13 protein-coding genes are annotated in these 17,134 nt (G+C 60.8%); 5 read left to right on the top strand and 8 right to left on the bottom strand.

Annotated features, from left to right (window positions below; translation table 11 throughout):
• Positions 1 to 53 precede the first annotated feature (53 nt).
• The 7 genes from AC1DON_RS03480 to AC1DON_RS03450 form a co-directional block, all read right to left on the bottom strand.
• Entirely contained in the window at positions 54 to 2,777 is a 2,724-nt protein-coding gene (locus AC1DON_RS03480; RefSeq protein ID WP_476933336.1) for a TonB-dependent receptor, read from the bottom strand.
• Positions 2,778 to 3,100: 323 nt separating this feature from the next.
• Positions 3,101 to 4,609 (bottom strand): arabinosylfuranosidase ArfA, encoded by a 1,509-nt coding sequence (gene arfA, locus AC1DON_RS03475; protein ID WP_476933335.1) that lies wholly within the window; start codon positions 4,607 to 4,609, stop codon positions 3,101 to 3,103.
• Positions 4,610 to 4,621: 12 nt separating this feature from the next.
• Positions 4,622 to 5,929 carry an ABC transporter substrate-binding protein gene (locus AC1DON_RS03470; protein ID WP_476933334.1) on the bottom strand — a complete coding sequence of 436 codons (1,308 nt, stop codon included), beginning with the start codon at positions 5,927 to 5,929 and terminating at the stop codon, positions 4,622 to 4,624.
• Positions 5,926 to 6,774, bottom strand: coding sequence for a carbohydrate ABC transporter permease (locus AC1DON_RS03465; protein WP_476933333.1), 849 nt, complete (start codon positions 6,772 to 6,774; stop codon positions 5,926 to 5,928). Before AC1DON_RS03465 ends, AC1DON_RS03470 begins: the two co-directional genes overlap by 4 nt.
• Entirely contained in the window at positions 6,774 to 7,646 is an 873-nt protein-coding gene (locus AC1DON_RS03460) for a carbohydrate ABC transporter permease (protein ID WP_476933332.1), read from the bottom strand. The genes AC1DON_RS03465 and AC1DON_RS03460 overlap by 1 nt, the downstream gene beginning before the upstream one ends.
• The gene (locus AC1DON_RS03455; RefSeq protein WP_476933331.1) at positions 7,646 to 8,740 is read right to left on the bottom strand and encodes an ABC transporter ATP-binding protein; all 1,095 of its coding nucleotides are present in this window, start codon (positions 8,738 to 8,740) and stop codon (positions 7,646 to 7,648) included. The genes AC1DON_RS03460 and AC1DON_RS03455 overlap by 1 nt, the downstream gene beginning before the upstream one ends.
• A gap of 641 nt (positions 8,741 to 9,381) precedes the next feature.
• Complete coding sequence (locus tag AC1DON_RS03450; protein ID WP_476933330.1) at positions 9,382 to 10,437, bottom strand: LacI family DNA-binding transcriptional regulator; 1,056 nt, start codon at positions 10,435 to 10,437, stop codon at positions 9,382 to 9,384.
• Between the two features lie 178 nt (positions 10,438 to 10,615).
• Between AC1DON_RS03450 and AC1DON_RS03445 the strand changes: the two genes are divergently transcribed.
• From AC1DON_RS03445 to AC1DON_RS03425, 5 genes are all read left to right on the top strand, one after another.
• On the top strand, positions 10,616 to 13,687 hold the full coding sequence (locus tag AC1DON_RS03445) for a glycoside hydrolase family 2 protein (RefSeq protein ID WP_476933329.1): 3,072 nt from the start codon (positions 10,616 to 10,618) through the stop codon (positions 13,685 to 13,687).
• A gap of 89 nt (positions 13,688 to 13,776) precedes the next feature.
• Positions 13,777 to 15,288: a PAS domain S-box protein gene (locus AC1DON_RS03440; protein ID WP_476933328.1), complete on the top strand. Its 1,512-nt coding sequence runs from the start codon at positions 13,777 to 13,779 to the stop codon at positions 15,286 to 15,288.
• Positions 15,285 to 15,899, top strand: a complete 615-nt coding sequence (gene fixJ / locus AC1DON_RS03435) for a response regulator FixJ (protein WP_476933327.1) — start codon at positions 15,285 to 15,287, stop codon at positions 15,897 to 15,899. Before AC1DON_RS03440 ends, fixJ begins: the two co-directional genes overlap by 4 nt.
• A gap of 43 nt (positions 15,900 to 15,942) precedes the next feature.
• Complete coding sequence (locus tag AC1DON_RS03430; protein ID WP_476933326.1) at positions 15,943 to 16,293, top strand: hypothetical protein; 351 nt, start codon at positions 15,943 to 15,945, stop codon at positions 16,291 to 16,293.
• A gap of 134 nt (positions 16,294 to 16,427) precedes the next feature.
• Positions 16,428 to 16,865, top strand: coding sequence for a helix-turn-helix domain-containing protein (locus tag AC1DON_RS03425; RefSeq protein WP_476933325.1), 438 nt, complete (start codon positions 16,428 to 16,430; stop codon positions 16,863 to 16,865).
• Positions 16,866 to 16,920: 55 nt separating this feature from the next.
• Here AC1DON_RS03425 and AC1DON_RS03420 read toward each other — a convergent pair whose 3' ends face one another.
• Positions 16,921 to 17,109, bottom strand: a complete 189-nt coding sequence (locus AC1DON_RS03420; protein ID WP_476933324.1) for a hypothetical protein — start codon at positions 17,107 to 17,109, stop codon at positions 16,921 to 16,923.
• Positions 17,110 to 17,134 lie beyond the last annotated feature (25 nt).

Below are 17,134 nucleotides of genomic sequence, written 5' to 3'. Positions count from 1 at the left end.
CATGGAGAATATGCCGGCGCCATGAGTCTGGGTAGGAAAGATGGGTAAGCGGCTTACATTTTGAAGCGTGCGCCGAACAGGATCGTGCGGTCGTAACGGCGGGTGTCACGCGGGAAGAAGCCGGTCAGCTGTGGATTCAAAGGATCAACGAAGTAGTCCTTAAAGTGCGTATCCAGCAGGTTCACGCCTTCCAGGGTCAGGACGAGCTGGTCGTTTACACGGTAAGACAACTGACCGTCCATTTGTGCCGTCGTATCGACCCAGAGGTCATAGGTCGGGGTAAATTCACGCGTGTCCTGGAACTTGTCGCGCCAGTTGTAGGCCAGACGGCCAGACCACGGGCCCTTTTCGTACAGCAGCGCAATATTGTAGGTATGTTCGGACAGGCCCGCGATCGGACGCTGGATGAACTTGTTCTGCACGGACGAGAAGGCCGTCGTATCACCGGTCATGTAGGTGTAGTTGGCCTGCAGGCCGAAGCCGCTCAGGATACCCGGCAGGAAGTCATAGAACTGCTGATAGCCGATTTCGATACCGTCGATACCACCGTCGCCCGTGTTTTCCGGACGCGTTACGCGGTATTGCAGGCCACCGAAGGTCTCAGTGCCAAAGTAAGGCTGGATATAGCCTTTGAACTTGCGGCTGAAGGCCGTGACCGTCAGGAAGCCATCGGCTTCGAAGTACCATTCGAGCGAGGCGTCGAAGTTATCCGAAGTATAGGGCTTGAGGTTCGGGTTACCACCGCCACCGGTCAGGCCGGTCGTGTTGGAAACGACTGTCGAGAGCGAGACACCGGGGTTCATATCGGCAAAGTTCGGACGGGTCAGGGTCTTGCCAGCGGTCAGGCGACCGATCAGGTCGGGACGAATCTCGAACTTGATGTTGGCGCTGGGCAGGAAGGTGGTGTCGTTCGAGTTGCGATCGATCGGCGTATATTCCAGCCCCGGATTGGCCGGGTTGGTGTCCTGGGCCAGATTGCCCTTCAGTTCTTCCTTGGTGTTGACGATACGACCGCCGAGGACTGCCGACCACGGTACGCTGCCCAGATCGCCACCGATCTTCGCCTGCACGTAGATAGCAGCGGTCTGTTCATTATCCGAGAAATAGGAGCCCGGATCCAAAGGCTTGGCGGCTTCGGTGCCAGTGAATGCCTTACGGATGACGCCTGTATTGTTCAGCAGGAAGTCGGCCGAAGGCGTATACCATTGCGTCATGACGTAGTCAGGGCCACCATCGGCCATCGGGTCGGACAGACCGCCCAGGCCGCTGATCGAATTGGCCATGATGGCCGCGCCCGGGGGCGGGCCCGAACCGCCGATGAAGTTATTGATGTGCGAGGCCTTGCGATCGGCAAAGCGAACACCCATCGACACTTCGCGCAGAGCCGGATCGTTCGGCGTCCATACCATATCGCCGCGCCAGTCGATGCTGGATCCTTTGTCATGGCCGTAGTTGTCGAACCAGTTTTCGAGCTTGAAGCCGTTGCCGCTCTTGATATCGAAGCCAGGGCCGCCGTAGTTCAGCTGAGCCGTGCCGTCAGCATTGGTATCGACATTGACCAGCGGCACGACGACCGACACGTCGAGAATCGGGTTTTCATAATCAAACGTCGAGTCGGTCACCGACAAGTCGGTCGAGAACAGCAGGTCGCCGACACGGTGCGAGCCACCGACGGCAAACTGCGTGGTGAACGACTTTTGCTTGTTGGCCTGGGTCGAGGTGATCGTGAAAACGTCGTGGTTCGTCAGCGTCTTCAGGATGTTCGTACCTGGGTAGACGGTCGCGGAGATATTGCCGTTGCCGAGCAGCGGCAGGCCAACGAAGAAATCGAGTTCGAAATTATTGCGGTATTCCGTCGCAAAGCCGTCGAAATAGAGCTCAGTGTCAGCATTCGGACGCCATTGCAGAGCAATATTGGCCGAGGTCCGTTCGCGATCACTCTTGATGGGGATATAGCCCATGACGAACGGCGCCTTGATGCTGGTTACGCCGGACGGCAACGATGTTGTCCGCGCCGTCGTACAGGCTGGTGGCCCGCAAGGTCCGAAGAAGCCTGTCTGATCGACAAATTCCACGTTGAAGGCGCGTTCTTCATGCGCATGGCTGCGGACGTATGAGATACCGCCCAAAGCGCCGAACTCACCATTGCTGGTGTCCCAACGGTTGGAAATGGTTGCGCCGACGTTCGGATCGTATTTGCCGGACTTGTCGTTATAGCTGACGCGGCCGCTGGCATTGAGCTGCATCCCCTTGGCGTCGAAGGGGCGGCGCAGGCGCACATCGATCGTACCGGCGATACCGCCTTCAATCTGGTCCGGGCCGTTCGACTTGAAGACATCGACGCGCTGAACCATGTTGGCCGGAATATCGGCCAAAGCCACGAAGCGGCCGGTCGTCGTGAACATTTCGCGGCCGTTGAGCAGCGTCACCACGTTGGGCAAACCGCGGATCAATACCGAATTGGCTTCACCCGAATCGCGGCGAACCTGGATGCCCGGCACACGCGCCAGAGCATCGGCAACGTTGTTGTCGGGCAGCTTGCCGACATCTTCGGAAACGATCGAATCCACGATAAGCGCGTTGCGCTTCTTGATGTCCTGGGCGCTGCGGGCCGCACTGCGCTGGCCGGTAACGACGACAACCTCGTCATTGGCGGGCGCTGCGTCCTGGGCGAAAGCCACCGGTGTCGCAATGACAATAGCCAGGACGGAGGCGGCGGCGGTCAGGCCGAGACGTGTTGCATGGCCGGAACAGAGTCCGGGCTTCTTGACAGACATATTGGTAGCTCCCTGCTTTGTAGACGGTTCAATTATGCGAACTCTCTAGGCGCAATATTTGTCCGACAAAAAGAGCAAGTCAATAGACGAAGAGGCAAGAAGACATATTTTGTCTGATTTAACCACGCGTGTCGCAAATGCGCAACATTCATCTATAACATTGATCTATAATGTAATTTTTCAGATTTTCATTTATGCAAGAATTATTTCCCGGTCATTCCACCAGAAATACACGGCAGCAAAGTCCGACAAAAAATTCGGAGCAATTCATCAAGGTTCATGGAATCACGTAGAGGCTTAAAAGGCCGCTCACCTGGAGTGTTTCAGCCCTTCAGACAGAACACATTCCAGGATTGCGGCTTGAGACGCGCCGTAAACATGCTGCCATCAACGCTGGCAGAATCGTTGGGCTTTGGCGACACCGCGTCGGGGTCATCCTTGCTGTTGATCTTTTTGCGGTCCGCGTCATGAAGCTCGGTCGCCTCGGCGACCTTCAGCCCGCTGAGACCGCGCAGATCGACCGACAGGTCCATGTCGTCCGTGGTCGAACGGTTGAGCGCGAAGATCGTCACTTCGCCCGTTTCCGGATTGTGGATGCCGGTCGCCAGCAGGTGCGGCACCGCACCATGCGCCTTGGTGTCGAACGTCGTCGTATTGACCTTCAGGCGCAGGACCTCACCGCGCCCGAATCGTGAAGCGGCGGCGATTGGATGGAAGATAGTCTGGCGCCACGCCGGCCCGCCCGTTTCGGTGAAGATTGGACCAATGACGTTGACGAGTTGCGCGAAGCACGCCGCCTTGACCCGGTCGGCATTGTTCATCATGACGATCAGCGCGCCGCCGACGACCAGGGCATCTTCGAAATTGTAGACTTCTTCCAGCAGTTCCGGCGCCTGCGGCCAGCCCGGCTTCCTGGTGAATTGCGGATGGTGGGTGCGGTACCAGACATTCCATTCGTCGAAGCTGAGCATGATGCGCTTCTTTGAGCGGCGCTTGGCGGCGACAGCATCGGCGACGGCGGTAATTTCCTTGATGTAGAAGTCGAGGTTGTCGATCTCGCCGAAGAACTCGTTGATGTCGTCGTCATCGTTGCGGAAGTAGGCGTGCAGGCTGATCATGTCGACCTGCTCGAAGCACTCGTCCAGCACCTCGTATTCCCACTTGGCGTAGGTCGGCATGGCCCGCTGCGACGATCCGCACGCCGCCAGCACCAGGTCGGGGCTGATCCAGCGCATGATCTTGGCGGTTTCGCGCGCGACAGCGCCGTATTCCGTGGCCGTCTTGGCGCAGGTCTGCCACGGCCCGTCCATCTCATTGCCCAGGCACCAGAACTTGACGTCGTGCGGCTCATTATGACCGTGTGATCGGCGCAGGTCGGAGAACTTGGTACCGCCCGGGTGGTTGCAGTATTCGATGAAATCGCGCGCCTCGGCCGGGCCACGCGTGCCCAGATTGACGGCAAACATCGGCTCGATATCGGCCTTGCGACACCAGTTGATGAACTCGTTAGTGCCGAACTGGTTGGTCTCGGTAGAGGCCCAGGCCAGGTCCAGGCGCACGGGGCGCTGGTCCTTCGGCCCTACCCCGTCTTCCCAGTCATAACCCGACAGGAAGTTGCCGCCCGGATAGCGCACAATTGTCGGTCCCAGTTCCCGCGTCAAAGCCAGGACATCGCCGCGAAAGCCGTGCTCGTCGGCCGTCGGGTGGCCGGGCTCATAGATGCCGCCATAGACGCAGCGGCCCAGGTGCTCGACGAAGGTGCCGAATACACGGCGGTCCAGCGGAGCGACGACGAAATCGCGGTCGGCGACGACTGAGGCTTTGAGAGTCATAGACTTTAGTCTCTAGAGAACGTGGAAAAGAAGGTCGTTGACGCGGTGTTCTGCGTCCTTGAGCGCCTGGGCGACCGGCTTGTGGCCAGTAATGGCCGAGGCCATTTCGTCGCCGATAATGTCCTGGATGGCGATCTGGCGCTCGACACCGGCCGGCAGGGTCTGGCCGACGGTGGCCAGCGCAACGATGCCGTCACGGTGCGGCAGGTCGAGATATTGCGGGCTGCGGGCGATGTCGGCCTGAGTCGGCAGGTGGCCGGTGCGCGACCAGTCATAGTCGCGCTGCTGCAGGAACTTCATCAGCCGGATGACGGCTTCGCGCTGTGCGGGCGTACGCTCGCGCTTGGGCATCACCCAGGCGTGGCCGTCGACATAGGCCGTCTGCTTGCCGCCATAGAGCATTGGGTATGGCCGGACGGTATAGCCTGCGGCCAAGGGACGGCCGGGCGTTTTGGCTTCGGCCTCGAAGGCGCCGATCATCCACGTGCCGACCAGGCACACGCCGCCTTGGCCGTTCAGGAACGCCGCCATGGTCGCCGGATAGTCCTGCGCCGGCGCCATCAGGCCCTCGGCATAGATCTGGCGGAACAGTTCAACCACGCGCCGCGCTTCCGGCGTATCAAGGCGGATATGCTTGTGGTCCGGGAAGAACACAGCGTTCTGGTCGAGCAGATAGGTATAGATGTTGCGCGTAAAGGCGGCACGTTCGTTGTCGGTCGGCTGCAACAGGTACGGCAGGCCAGTCGCCTGCTTGAACTGGCGCGCCTGAGCCAGAAGCTCTTCCGGGCTGCGCGGCAGGATGGGCTGACCATCGCGGACCAAGCCGGCCTTTTTGAACAGGCCCATATTGATGTGCCAGAGCTGCGTCCAGTTGTCGAACGGCATGCCGTAGACGTGACCTTGGATCGTCACGCCATTGCGCGCCGCCGGCGTGAAGTTCTCGACGTCAAGGCCAACCCTGGCGAAGTCGTTGTCGAGAGGCTCGATCAGGCCGCGCGACACGAAGTCCGGCATGACCGACATGTGCATGGTGACGACGTCGGGCGGATCGCCGGCGGCGTATTGCGCCGACAGCTGGTCGTAGCCCGGCCACGGCGCTATATTGACCTTAAGCCGGATGTCCGGGTTCTGCTTCTCAAAATCATCGAGGATCTGCGTGACGATCTCGCATTCGCCGTCGGGATTGCGCAGCGGAGGCTGGCCTTTGGGCACATTGGCGCGGCATTCGCCGAAGATGCGCTGGACGCTGATTTCGGTGACGTTGCTCTTCTCGGAGCACGCGCCGAGCAAGAGCAGGCCAATAAGGATGAGGCGTTTCATCGTACCGCCGCTCCCGACACCGCCTTGACGATGTACTTCTGGAAGATGATGTAGACGACAAGGATGGGCGCGGCGGCAAACACCGCCTGGGTCATCAGATAGCCAAGGCCGCTGGTCTGGGCGAAGTTGATCTGCGACGCAGCAAGTCCGACGGTCAGGGTGAACATCTCCGATCGCGTCGCTGAAATCAGCGGCCACCAGTATTCATTCCAGGAAGCCAGAAATGTGAAAATCCCAAGCGTGGCTTGCGCCGGCAGGGTCAGCGGCAAAAGAACCTTCCAGAAAACCTGGAAACGTGAGGCATTGTCGAGCAGTGCGGCTTCATCCAGTTCCTTGGGGATGGCGCGAAAATACTGGGTCATGAGGAAGACACCGAACGGCGCCGCCAGCCCCGGCAGGATCAGCCCGGGATACGAGTTATGCAGATGCAGCGCCGTGAACAACTGATGGCGGGTGATGATGACCGCCTGCTCCGGGATAGCCAGGCCGAACAGGACGAACAGGAACAGCTTGTCACGGCCGGGGAAGTCGAGCCGGGCAAAACCATAACCGGCCAGCGACGACAGGACCAGCACGCCCAGCGTCGTCAGGCCCGACACCAGAACCGAATTCATCAGCCAGCGGAAGACCGACGAATTGTTGAGGATGTCGCGATAATTCTCGAGCGTATAGGGCCCGTGAAAGGCATTGGCCGTCGAGCGCATCAGTTCGCCATTGGCCTTGAGCGACAGCAGCTCCGTCCAGATCAGCGGAATCAGCATAATGACGCCGAGCACGATCAGGGTCGCCAATATCAGGGCGTTGCGCAGCGATTTGTGGTTCGTCTGTTTGTTTTTTGGGCTCATCACGACACCTGCTTGCGACTGGTGACGAAGTACTGGATCAGTGTCGCCAGCAGGATGATGGCGAACAGGATCTGCGATGCGGCGGCGGCATAGCCGATGTCCCAGCGGCGGAAACCGACTTCGAAGATGAACAACACGATCGGCCGCGATGCGCCGTTCGGTCCGCCCTGGGTGATCAATTGCGGCTGGCCGAAGAGCTGGAATTGCAGGACGCACTGGAAGATGGCGACCAGAATGACCGTGCGGCTGAGCGCCGGCAGGGTGATCGACCACAGCGTCTGGAACCAGCCGCTATTGTCGAGTTCTGCAGCCTCATAGATGTCCTGCGGCACCTGCTGCAACGCCGACAAGTAGAGCATCATCGGCAGGCCCAGGCACCACCAGACGGTGATGATCGCCATGGACGCCATGACCAGGTTCGGGTCGCTCAGGAACGGAATGGCGTCGAGGCTCATGGCGTGGCGGATATTGGCCGCCAGCCCACCTTCGGTCATCAGGATCATGCGCCAGATCAGGGTGACGATGGTCACCGACAGGACCGACGATGAAAAGAAAACACCGCGGAAGATGGCTGCGGTACGGTCGCTGCGATTGAGCAATAGGGCCAGAAAGAGCGGAATGACCGTCAGCGGCGGCACGGTCAGCAGCACAAAATAGAAGGTGTTGGCGACCGACTGCAAAAAGACCGCGTCCTTGAACAGGCGCATAAAGTTCTCGAAGCCGACAAATTCACGCCCGCCGAACAGGTCGGCCTTGAACAGGCTCAACCCCATGCCGGAGATCAGCGGGAAGATCAGCAAACAGAGATAGGCAATCAGGTACGGCGCCACGAACAGGGCGTTCGACCATTGCCGTGAAGCACGGGCGCCCATCAGACAGCCTCGTCGGCGTGATAGCCGTCGCCGGCGCCTGAGAACAGGTGTGCGCGCGCACCGTCGATCGTGAGGTGGACGGCGTCGCCCATGGCAATGCGGCTGGTGCCGGCATCATCAGCAGTCACCGGCGTGCCGTCCGACAGCTTGGCATAGACCAGGGTGCGTTCGCCCAGGCGCTCAACAAACTCGACCGTCGCATTCAGGCCGCCTTTTTCACCCTCTGGCGACACCTTCACGCACTCGGGACGCAGGCCCAGACGCCAATGATCCGAGGCCGGCAACGACGCCATCGCGACGCGCGTCGTGATCTTGGCGCCGGCGACCATGGCGACAGCGAAACCGCTCTCGCTATGAATCGTGGCCTTCAGGATATTCATCGACGGCGAACCGACAAAGCCGGCGACAAAGACATTGGCGGGACGCAGATAGATATCCATCGGCGTGCCGACCTGCTGGACCTTGCGATCCTTCATGACGACGATGCGATCAGCCAGGGTCATGGCTTCGACCTGATCGTGCGTCACCAGAATCATCGTCGCCTTCAGACGCCTGCGCAATTGCGCCAGCTCCAGCCGGGTGCGCATCCGAAGCGCCGCATCGAGGTTCGACAAAGGCTCGTCGAACAGGAACAGATCGGGATTCTTGACGATGGCGCGGCCAATGGCAACGCGCTGCTTCTGGCCGCCCGACAGTTCGCCAGGCTTGCGCGCCAGCAGGCCGTCGAGTTCGAGGATACGCGCGGCGTCTTCGACGCGGCGGCGAATCTCGTCCTTCGCCATGCCGATATTCTTGAGGCCGAACGCCATATTGTCGGCGACCGACATATGCGGATAAAGCGCGTAGTTCTGAAAGACCAGGGCGACGCCCCGCTGTCCCGGCGGCAAATCATCGACGCGGCGCTCACCGATATGGATTTCGCCGCTATCGACCGTTTCCAGGCCGGCGATCATGCGCAACAGCGTGGTCTTGCCGCAGCCGGACGGCCCCAAAAACGCAATGAATTCATTGGACGCTATGCGCAGGGACACGTCTTCCAAGACCTGTGTCGCGCCGAACGCCTTCGAGACATTCTTGATGTCGATACCGCTCACGGCTGCTCCCTACTCCTGGCCGACGCATTGCGCCGCATCATCCCGTCTGGCTGCGGCTTATTTTTGCGCTTTACTCAGACAAAATGGATGTAACACCGAAGATAGGAGCCAGCAAGTGGCAAACGCATGACAAAATGGGTTGTCACCCATAGCCGCTTATCGCTGTTCTGAAAGGGCATGCGCCGCGGAAAGGACGGCCGTACTCTTTTAATTGGAAAATATTTGTCGGACCAATTCGCTCCCATGGCATGGTTTACCTCGCGTTAGGCGGGCAAAACGCATCACTTTTTTATATTCGTTCTGGCATATGAAGGACGTGCTTAAGAGCACGCAAATAGACGGGCCGGTCTTCATCGCCCCCCCTAGCCAAAGCCCGGCCCGTCTAGTTGGTCTTCCCCGAACCGGCTGAAAAGCCGGTTTTTTCATGCCATTTTTCCCAAATAGCAGACAGCAAAAAGGCCTCGGCAATCCCTGCCAAGGCCTTTGTCGCCCCAAGCCCGCAGAAACCGCAGGCTATCCAAATTTTGCGGCTCCAAATTCAGGGCCTGTGCATAAGTCTCATCTTTTTTGCTTTTGGTCAATGTACATTTATCGCATCCTTATTTTTTCGCCACACCATCGCCCAATTTTTGCCTGGCAGGCTATGCGTGAGCAGGTTGCGTCGCGGCGGCAGATTCGCGGATGACCACCTTGTGAGCGATGGCTTCGAAGCGCGGCGGCTGGGCGCTGCCACCGGCCTTGACGCGCTCGACGATCATCTGAACGGCGCGATAACCCATGGTTTTAAGGGGCTGATGGACGGTTGTCAGCGGCGGCCAGATGATTTCGGACACCGGTGTGTCATCGAAGCCGACGACAGAAAGGTCTCGCGGCACGTTCAATCCCATCTTGTGGATGCTGAAAAGGGCGCCGACAGCCATGTCGTCATTGGCGCAGACGAGCGCGGTGATCCCCTGCCCGTCTTTCAGCAGTCCTGGGGTCAGCTCGATCCCAGACTTGAAGGTAAAATTGCCACGCGCCACCACAACCGTATCCTCCGCGAGGCCAGCCTGGGCCAGAGCGCGCAGGAAGCCGGAATAGCGCTGCTCAGCCGAGACGTGGCCCTGCAAGCCCTTGAGGAAACCAAAGCGGCGATGCCCCAGCCCGACCAGGTGCCGCGCCAGTTCATAGGCGGCGACCTCGTCGTCGATACCAACACCTGAGGCCAGTTTCTGCGCCGCCTCGCCGGGTGAAATGCAGACGACGGCAAGGTTGCGGCTCTGCAGTTGCTGCAGCATCTCAATATCATCGGAAAAAGGCGGGGTCAGGATCAGGCCGTCGCAGCGATGGTGATCGACGAAGTCGATAATCCGCGTGGCCCGCGTCAGCGAGTGCTGATTGACCGAATGCATGACCAGCTGAAAGCCGATTTCGGTACAGGCGCGCAACGCCCCCAGTTCAAGACCGGAATGATAAAAGGAGTTGGGCTCGCTATCGAGGTCCGAGGCATAGATCAGTCCCAGCACCTGTGTGCGGCCGCCGGCCAGAAAGCGCGCCTGCATATTGACCTTGTATTGCAGCTTCTCGACGGCTTCGAGGACACGCGCGCGCACCTCATCGCGGACATTTGGGCCACTGTTCAGAACGCGGGAGACCGTGGCGCGGCCGACGCCACTGAGCGCGGCGACGTCATCGATAGTCGGTTTACGAGCAGGCAAGGGTAGTTCCGATCTCTGGTAAATCACTGTGATCATTTCGTGTTTTGCCAGGCTTGTCCATCTTCCGTGTTCGCGGCGCCGTCAAAGCCTCTTTCTATGATCATACAATTACGTCTATACCTGTGACCAATACAGAGACGTCGAAGCTCTCCGATCCGGACACACAGGCAGGTTGCGAATGATCACAGGTTTCACGCGTGCGCTTTTCGTCGCCCTTTCGCTTCTTTGTCTTGGCTTGTCGCCATGTATCGCGGCACCCCAAACCGAGCGAATCTACCTGTCCGGACAGGGACCCAAGGATGCCGTGCCGTGGGAGTTTTCCGTAACCGGCGGCCGCCGGGCGGGCCAAACCACCACCATCCCCGTACCGTCCAACTGGGAGCAGCATGGCTTCGGCAGTTATAATTACGGCGAACAACGCCTGACGCGCAGCCAGGAGCACGGACTTTACCGCCTGCACTTCACGCCGTCGGCCGACTGGAAAGGCAAGCGCGTGCGGCTGGTCTTCGAAGGCGTCATGACCGATGCGACAGTCAAGGTGAACGGGCAACTGGCAGGACCGACTCACCAGGGCGCTTTCACGCGCTTTTCCTACGACATTACCGGCAAGCTCAAACTCGGCGAGGATAACCTGCTCGAAGTCGATGTCGCCAAGGAATCGAACAACCGTGATACCAATATTGCCGAGCGCGATGGCGACTACTGGGTGTTCGGCGGCATCTTCCGGCCGGTATGGCTTGAGGTCTCGCCCATCGAAGCCATCCGCCACGTCGCCATCGATGCGCGTGCCGATGGCAACCTGACCGCCGATCTCCAGTTCGACGGCGATCGCGAGGCGACGCGCGTTGAAGGCCAGGTCGTCACGCGCGACGGCAAGCCGGTCGGCGCGCCCTTCACGCTCACCCTGCCCGGCGGTGGCGCCGGCAAGGTTCGCATAGCTACGCGCATCGACACACCCGCCCTGTGGACGGCCGAAACACCCAGCCTCTACGCGCTGAAACTGGTGCTCTACAGAGGCGAAGAGGCGATTCACACCGTCACCCAGCGTTTCGGCTTTCGCACATTCGAAGTCCGGGCGGGCCAGGGTCTGTATCTCAACGGGCAGCGCATTCTGTTGAAGGGCGCAAACCGGCACAGCTTTCGCCCGCAAACCGCCCGTGCGCTCGACGCCAAGGACAGCTATGACGACGTCCGGTTGGTCAAGTCGATGAACATGAACGCCATCCGCATGTCGCACTACCCGCCCGATCCGGCTCTGCTGGAAGCCGCCGATGAGCTTGGCCTCTATGTACTGAATGAGCTGAGCGGGTGGCAACACGCGCACGACACGGTCAATGGCCGGCTGCTGATCCGCGAAATGGTCGAGCGCGACGTCAACCACCCCAGCATCCTGTTCTGGGATAATGGTAATGAAGGCGGTTGGAACCGCGAGCTCGACGGCGAGTTCGCGCTTTACGACCCACAAAACCGCCGCGTCCTGCATCCCTGGGAACTGCATGACGACGTAGACACCAAGCACTATTCCAACTGGGCGGACCTGACCAAGCGCCTGGGGGATAAGCACCTTTTGATGCCGACCGAGGTCCTGCACGCGCTGTATGACGGCGGTGCGGGCGCGGGGCTCGAGGACTACTGGAACGCCATCGCCACCTCGCCGCGCGGCGCCGGCCTGTTCCACTGGGCGCTGGTCGACGAAGCTATTGCCCGCACCGACCGCGACGGCGCCATCGATCCGTTCAGCACCTATGCCCCCGACGGACTGGTTGGTCCCAACCACGAAAAGGAAGGCAGCTACTTCACCATCCGCAACATCTGGTCGCCGGTCCAGATCACGGCCCCGGCACTTTCGGACGGGTTTGACGGCACACTAAAGGTCAACAACCTCTACGACTTCACCTCACTGCGCGATGTGCGTTTCACCTGGCAGACCATTCGCTTCGCCAGTCCGGCAGCCAGGACCATAGCGCCTGTCGCCCTGGCCAGCGGCGCCTTGAGCGGCCCGGATGTCGGCCCCCACGCCAGCGGCACGCTGAAGATCAACCTCCCCAAGGACTGGCAAAAAGCCGACGCCATTACGCTGACGGCGACCGGACCAGACGGCCAGGATGTCTGGACCTGGGTGTGGCCGGTGTCCGCGCCGGCACTTCCCGCCGTGGCCTCGGGCGGCAAGCCTTCGCTTGTCGCCGGGAGCAGCGACATCCGCCTTGGCGCGGGTAAGGCCAGCGCGACCTTCGATGCGAAAACCGGCCTGCTGCGTGAGGTCCGCAAGGGCCGCAAGACGATCGCCCTCACCAACGGTCCGCGGCTCGTCTTTGCCAGGCCGCGCGAGGCGCAGCCTGTCTGGACAGACCTCCCCGTCGCAGGCGGCGGACAGATCGCGCCGCAGATGGCCAACGTCATCGAGATCGACCTGCCGCTTGAAAAGACCGACGCCTATGCCGGCTTCAAGCTGGACATCAGCGACGGCAAGGCTTGGACGACGATCTACGACAGCACGCGCCGCACCAATGACGGCATTCGCTACACCTTCCCGCCGCAGATCGTGGCGGCCGTGCGCTACTCGACGCCGCAAAGCGAGTCCGGCCGCGCTGTCACGCCAAAGACCGTGCGCATCGGGTTTGAAGCCGACCGCTTCGCTTCGCCTGCCGGCCCGGCGATCGTCACCACGGGCACGGCGGGTAACGAAGCCTGGCTCGAGGCGACCTCACCGTCCGGCCTCGATCGCTTCCGCTGGACCATGCGTAGCGATGGATCGCTGAAACTCGACTACAGCTACACGCTCTCCGGCAAATATATCTATCACGGCATCACCTTCGACCACCCGGAAGCGCACCTCAAGTCGATCCGCAGCCTGGGCAAAGGTCCATACCGCGTCTGGCAAAACCGCCTGCGTGGTCCGGAACTCGGCGTCCGTGAGGCAAGCTACAGTGTCGATCGCCCGGGCGTCACCGCCTACCCCGAGTTCCAGGGCTATTTCGCCGGCCTGCGCTGGGCGCGGTTCAACACCGATACAGTGCCGTGGCTGGCGTCGAGCGCCTCGGACCAAACCTATTTAAGGATCGGTACGCCGCAACTGGGACACATCAACACCTCTGCGGAGTTTCCAGCCGGCGACATTTCCTTCATGCAGGCGATTCCGGCGATGGGTTCGAAGTTCGTGACGCCGGAAAACACCGGTCCGGCCAGCCAGCCAGCCAACGCGAACGGCACCTACTCCGGCAGTCTGGTCTTCACCATATTGGACAAATAGCGGGCGGTTTTGTCGCTCTTGACCATTGCCCGCCACCAGTCCATTTGCGTCTATTGCAGCCTTTCGGGGAAAACAGGGATGGATTCGCTTTGGACCGTTTCAGCGTTTTGAAGACAAGGCACAGGGCCTTCTATGACGATATGCTGAACGGCAGGTACGCCGGCTGGCCCGCCTATGTCTTCGCGGTCGTCTCGACCATCGTGACCTTCCTGCTGCGCGAGGCCCTGACACCTTTCATAGGCACCTACGCGGCCTTCGCCATCTATGTGCCGGCGATCCTGATGACCGCCATGCTTGGCGGGCTCGGCGCAGGCCTGACGGCGACCGTGCTGTCAATTGTGCTGTCCCTGGCCATAGAGATGCCAACTTCGGTCCACGGCTTTGCCGTCGTCGTCGTTTATGCTGTCATCGGCGCCTTCCTGGCCCTGACCGGCGAGGCCTTGCAGGGCATGCGCCGGCAGACCGCCGAAGCCAGGGAACGCATGGACCAGAGCGAGGAGCAGGTCCGCTCTATTCTGCAAACCATCCCGGACGCCGGCGTCGTTATCGACGCCCACGGCCGCATCATCTCGTTCAACAGCGCCGCCGAGCGCCAGTTCGGCTATTCTGAAGCCGAGGTGCGCGGCCGCAATGTCAATATGCTGATGCCCCAGCCCTATCGCGGCGAGCACGACGGCTACATGCATCGCTATCACGACACCGGCGAAAAGCGCATCATCGGCAAGGGCCGCGTGGTCGCTGCCCAGCGCGCCGACGGATCAACCTTTCCGATCATGTTGTCGGTCGGCGAGTTCCGTTCAGCCGGCAAGGTCTATTTCACCGGCTTTATCCGCGACCTGACCGAACGCGCCGACGCCGAGGCCCGGCTGGAACAGCTGCACGGTGAACTGGCGCGCTTGTCGCGGCTCAATGAACTGGGCGAAATGGCCTCGACCCTGGCGCACGAACTGAACCAGCCGTTGTCTGCGGTCGCCAACTACGTCCAGGGCAGTATCCGCCTGCTGAAGGACATGGAGGCCGAGCCAGCGCCGGTCATCCGTTCCGCCCTGGAGGAAGCCGCCAAGCAGTCCTTGCGCGCCGGCAAGATCATTCATCACCTGCGTCAGTCGGCGACCCACGGCACGACCGAGATGAAGCAGGACAGCCTGCGCGCGATCATCGAGGAAGCTGCCGCTTTGGCCCTGGCCGGCTCAAAGGAAAAAGGCATCAAGCCGCTTTTTGCCTATCATGCCGAGATCGATACTGTCCTGGTCGACCGCGTCCAGATCCAGCAGGTGCTGATCAATCTCATCCGTAATGCCAGCGAGGCCATGCGTCAGTCGGACGCGCGCCAACTGACCATCACCACGCAGATGAGCGATCCAGAGACGGTCTTAGTCGAGGTCGCCGATACCGGCCCCGGCATCGCCGACGATATCGCTCAGCAGCTGTTCCAGCCCTTCGTCACCAGCAAGCCGGGCGGGATGGGTATCGGCCTCGCCATCTCCAAGCGCATCATCGAAGCGCACGACGGCACGATCGATGTCCGACGCAATGACAATGGCGGCGCCACCTTCCGGTTCACCTTGCCGGTATATAAAGAAGACGAGGACCAGGCATGAGCGAGCGCATCATTCATATCGTTGACGATGAAGCGGCTGTGCGGTCCTCTCTCGCCTTCCTGCTGATGAGTTCGGGCTTTGCGGTCAAGATGCACGAAAGCGGCCCAGCCTTTCTGGATGCCCTGACCGAGCCTGCCACGGCGTGCCTGGTCACCGACCTGCGCATGCCCGACATGAACGGTGTCGAACTGCTGGAGGCGCTGTCGGCACGCGGCCTTTATGTGCCGGCCATCGTCATTACCGGCCACGGCGACGTGCCGATGGCGGTCGCCGCAATGAAGGCCGGCGCCACGGACTTTATCGAGAAGCCATTCGAAGACGTCGTGCTGATCGACGCCATCCACCGCGCCAGCGCGCAGGCCGATGCACGCGGTGTGGCCTCGGTGTCGGACGGCGATATCCGGCACAGGCTGTCGCAACTGACCGAGCGCGAAGCCGAGATCCTCACCGGGATCGTCGCCGGCCTGCCGAACAAGACCATCGCCTATGATCTGCAGATCAGCCCGCGTACGGTCGAGGTCCATCGCGCCAGCATTATGAACAAAATGCAGGCCAAGAACCTGCCCGAACTGGTGCGGATGACTCTGGCGGTCGAAAACAAGACAATTTGACGCAGATCAAAGCGGCGAGCGGCCCAACTGATAAACAGGGGCCATGTCGACAGCCGCCCCCAGCGCCCAAATCCTGGTGATCGCCCCCAATACCGACCTGCGGGACTCGCTGGCCTTTCTGCTGGGCGCTGAGGGGTTCGCAGTCGAAACGCGCGCGACCTGGCTACCCGGTGATACGGTCGGCGCCAACGCCGCCCTGGTCATGGACCATGCCAGCCTGGTCAAGGGTTTCCGCGACAATGGCGTGCTGAAGGCGTTGGGAGTGCGGCTGATCCTGCTAGCCAGCCAGTTGGGGCCGCCGGCTGGGCTCAACGATGCAACTATGGTGCGCAAACCGCTGCATGATCATACCCTGATCGACGCGCTTAAATCAGCTCTACTTAGATGTACGTAGGAACATAATCGAATATCGCCGGTGGCAGCTTCGCGGCAAAAGAGGACAACACCGCTTCTTTCGGAGCCCACCATGTTCGACGCTGCCCCGTCGCCTTTTCTGCCGCTGGATTCGATCATTGCCTGCGCGAACCTGTGATCAGCTTCACGCCGGGCGCCGAGATCTATGCCGAGAGCGATGCCGCCGGCCAGCTCTATCACGTGGCGTTCGGCGCCGTGCGGATCTACCGCCTTTTGTCTGATGGCCGCCGCCAGATCTGCGCCTTCCATATGGCCGGCGAAGTCTTCGGCTTTGAAGCCGGTCGTGAACGCCACTTCTTCGCCGACGCCGTTACCGCCGTAGGCCGCTTCGCCGGCTTCCTGCTGGAATTGGCGGACAGCCAGGACGTGCGCGGTCACGGCGAGATCGACCTGCCGATGTCGCGCACCAATATTGCCGACTATCTGGGCCTGACCATTGAGACCGTCTCGCGCGCTCTTACCAGGCTGAAGAGCGAACGCATTATCCGTCTAATCTCCCAGCGTCAGATCGACGTCGTACGCTGGGACGCGCTGGAACGTCTGGCTGCCTAAGCATTTCCCGGCCAAGTGGATAGCGGTTCGTCGCCAGGAAATGCGAAAACAAACTCTATCTCAGCCCCTTCAGGCGCAGTGAATTAAGAACCACCACCAGCGACGACGACGACATGGCGATCAGGGCTGTCACCGCGCCCAGGACGGCGCAGTGCGTCAGGCTGCCACTCAAGGCCGCCAGAAACAGGGCCACGGTCAATGGCAGGCTGGCCGAAGCCAGCAACGTTCCGCAGTCATTACCCAACGCAAGTCTGTCACTGTCGCCGCCC

It is taken from the genome of Asticcacaulis sp. P4_H10 (genome assembly GCF_056400965.1).
The sequence above is the reverse complement of the archived record's forward strand: the minus strand, read 5'-3'. Positions and strand labels throughout refer to the sequence as shown.

What these genes read in the sequence shown, in the direction of transcription:
- AC1DON_RS03480 (WP_476933336.1), bottom strand. Translation starts at nt 2,777, where the DNA reads ATGTCTGTCAAGAAGCCCGGACTCTGTTCCGGCCATGCAACACGTCTC.
- arfA (WP_476933335.1), bottom strand. Translation starts at nt 4,609, where the DNA reads ATGACTCTCAAAGCCTCAGTCGTCGCCGACCGCGATTTCGTCGTCGCT.
- AC1DON_RS03470 (WP_476933334.1), bottom strand. Translation starts at nt 5,929, where the DNA reads ATGAAACGCCTCATCCTTATTGGCCTGCTCTTGCTCGGCGCGTGCTCC.
- AC1DON_RS03465 (WP_476933333.1), bottom strand. Translation starts at nt 6,774, where the DNA reads ATGAGCCCAAAAAACAAACAGACGAACCACAAATCGCTGCGCAACGCC.
- AC1DON_RS03460 (WP_476933332.1), bottom strand. Translation starts at nt 7,646, where the DNA reads ATGGGCGCCCGTGCTTCACGGCAATGGTCGAACGCCCTGTTCGTGGCG.
- AC1DON_RS03445 (WP_476933329.1), top strand. Translation starts at nt 10,616, where the DNA reads ATGATCACAGGTTTCACGCGTGCGCTTTTCGTCGCCCTTTCGCTTCTT.
- fixJ (WP_476933327.1), top strand. Translation starts at nt 15,285, where the DNA reads ATGAGCGAGCGCATCATTCATATCGTTGACGATGAAGCGGCTGTGCGG.
- AC1DON_RS03430 (WP_476933326.1), top strand. Translation starts at nt 15,943, where the DNA reads ATGTCGACAGCCGCCCCCAGCGCCCAAATCCTGGTGATCGCCCCCAAT.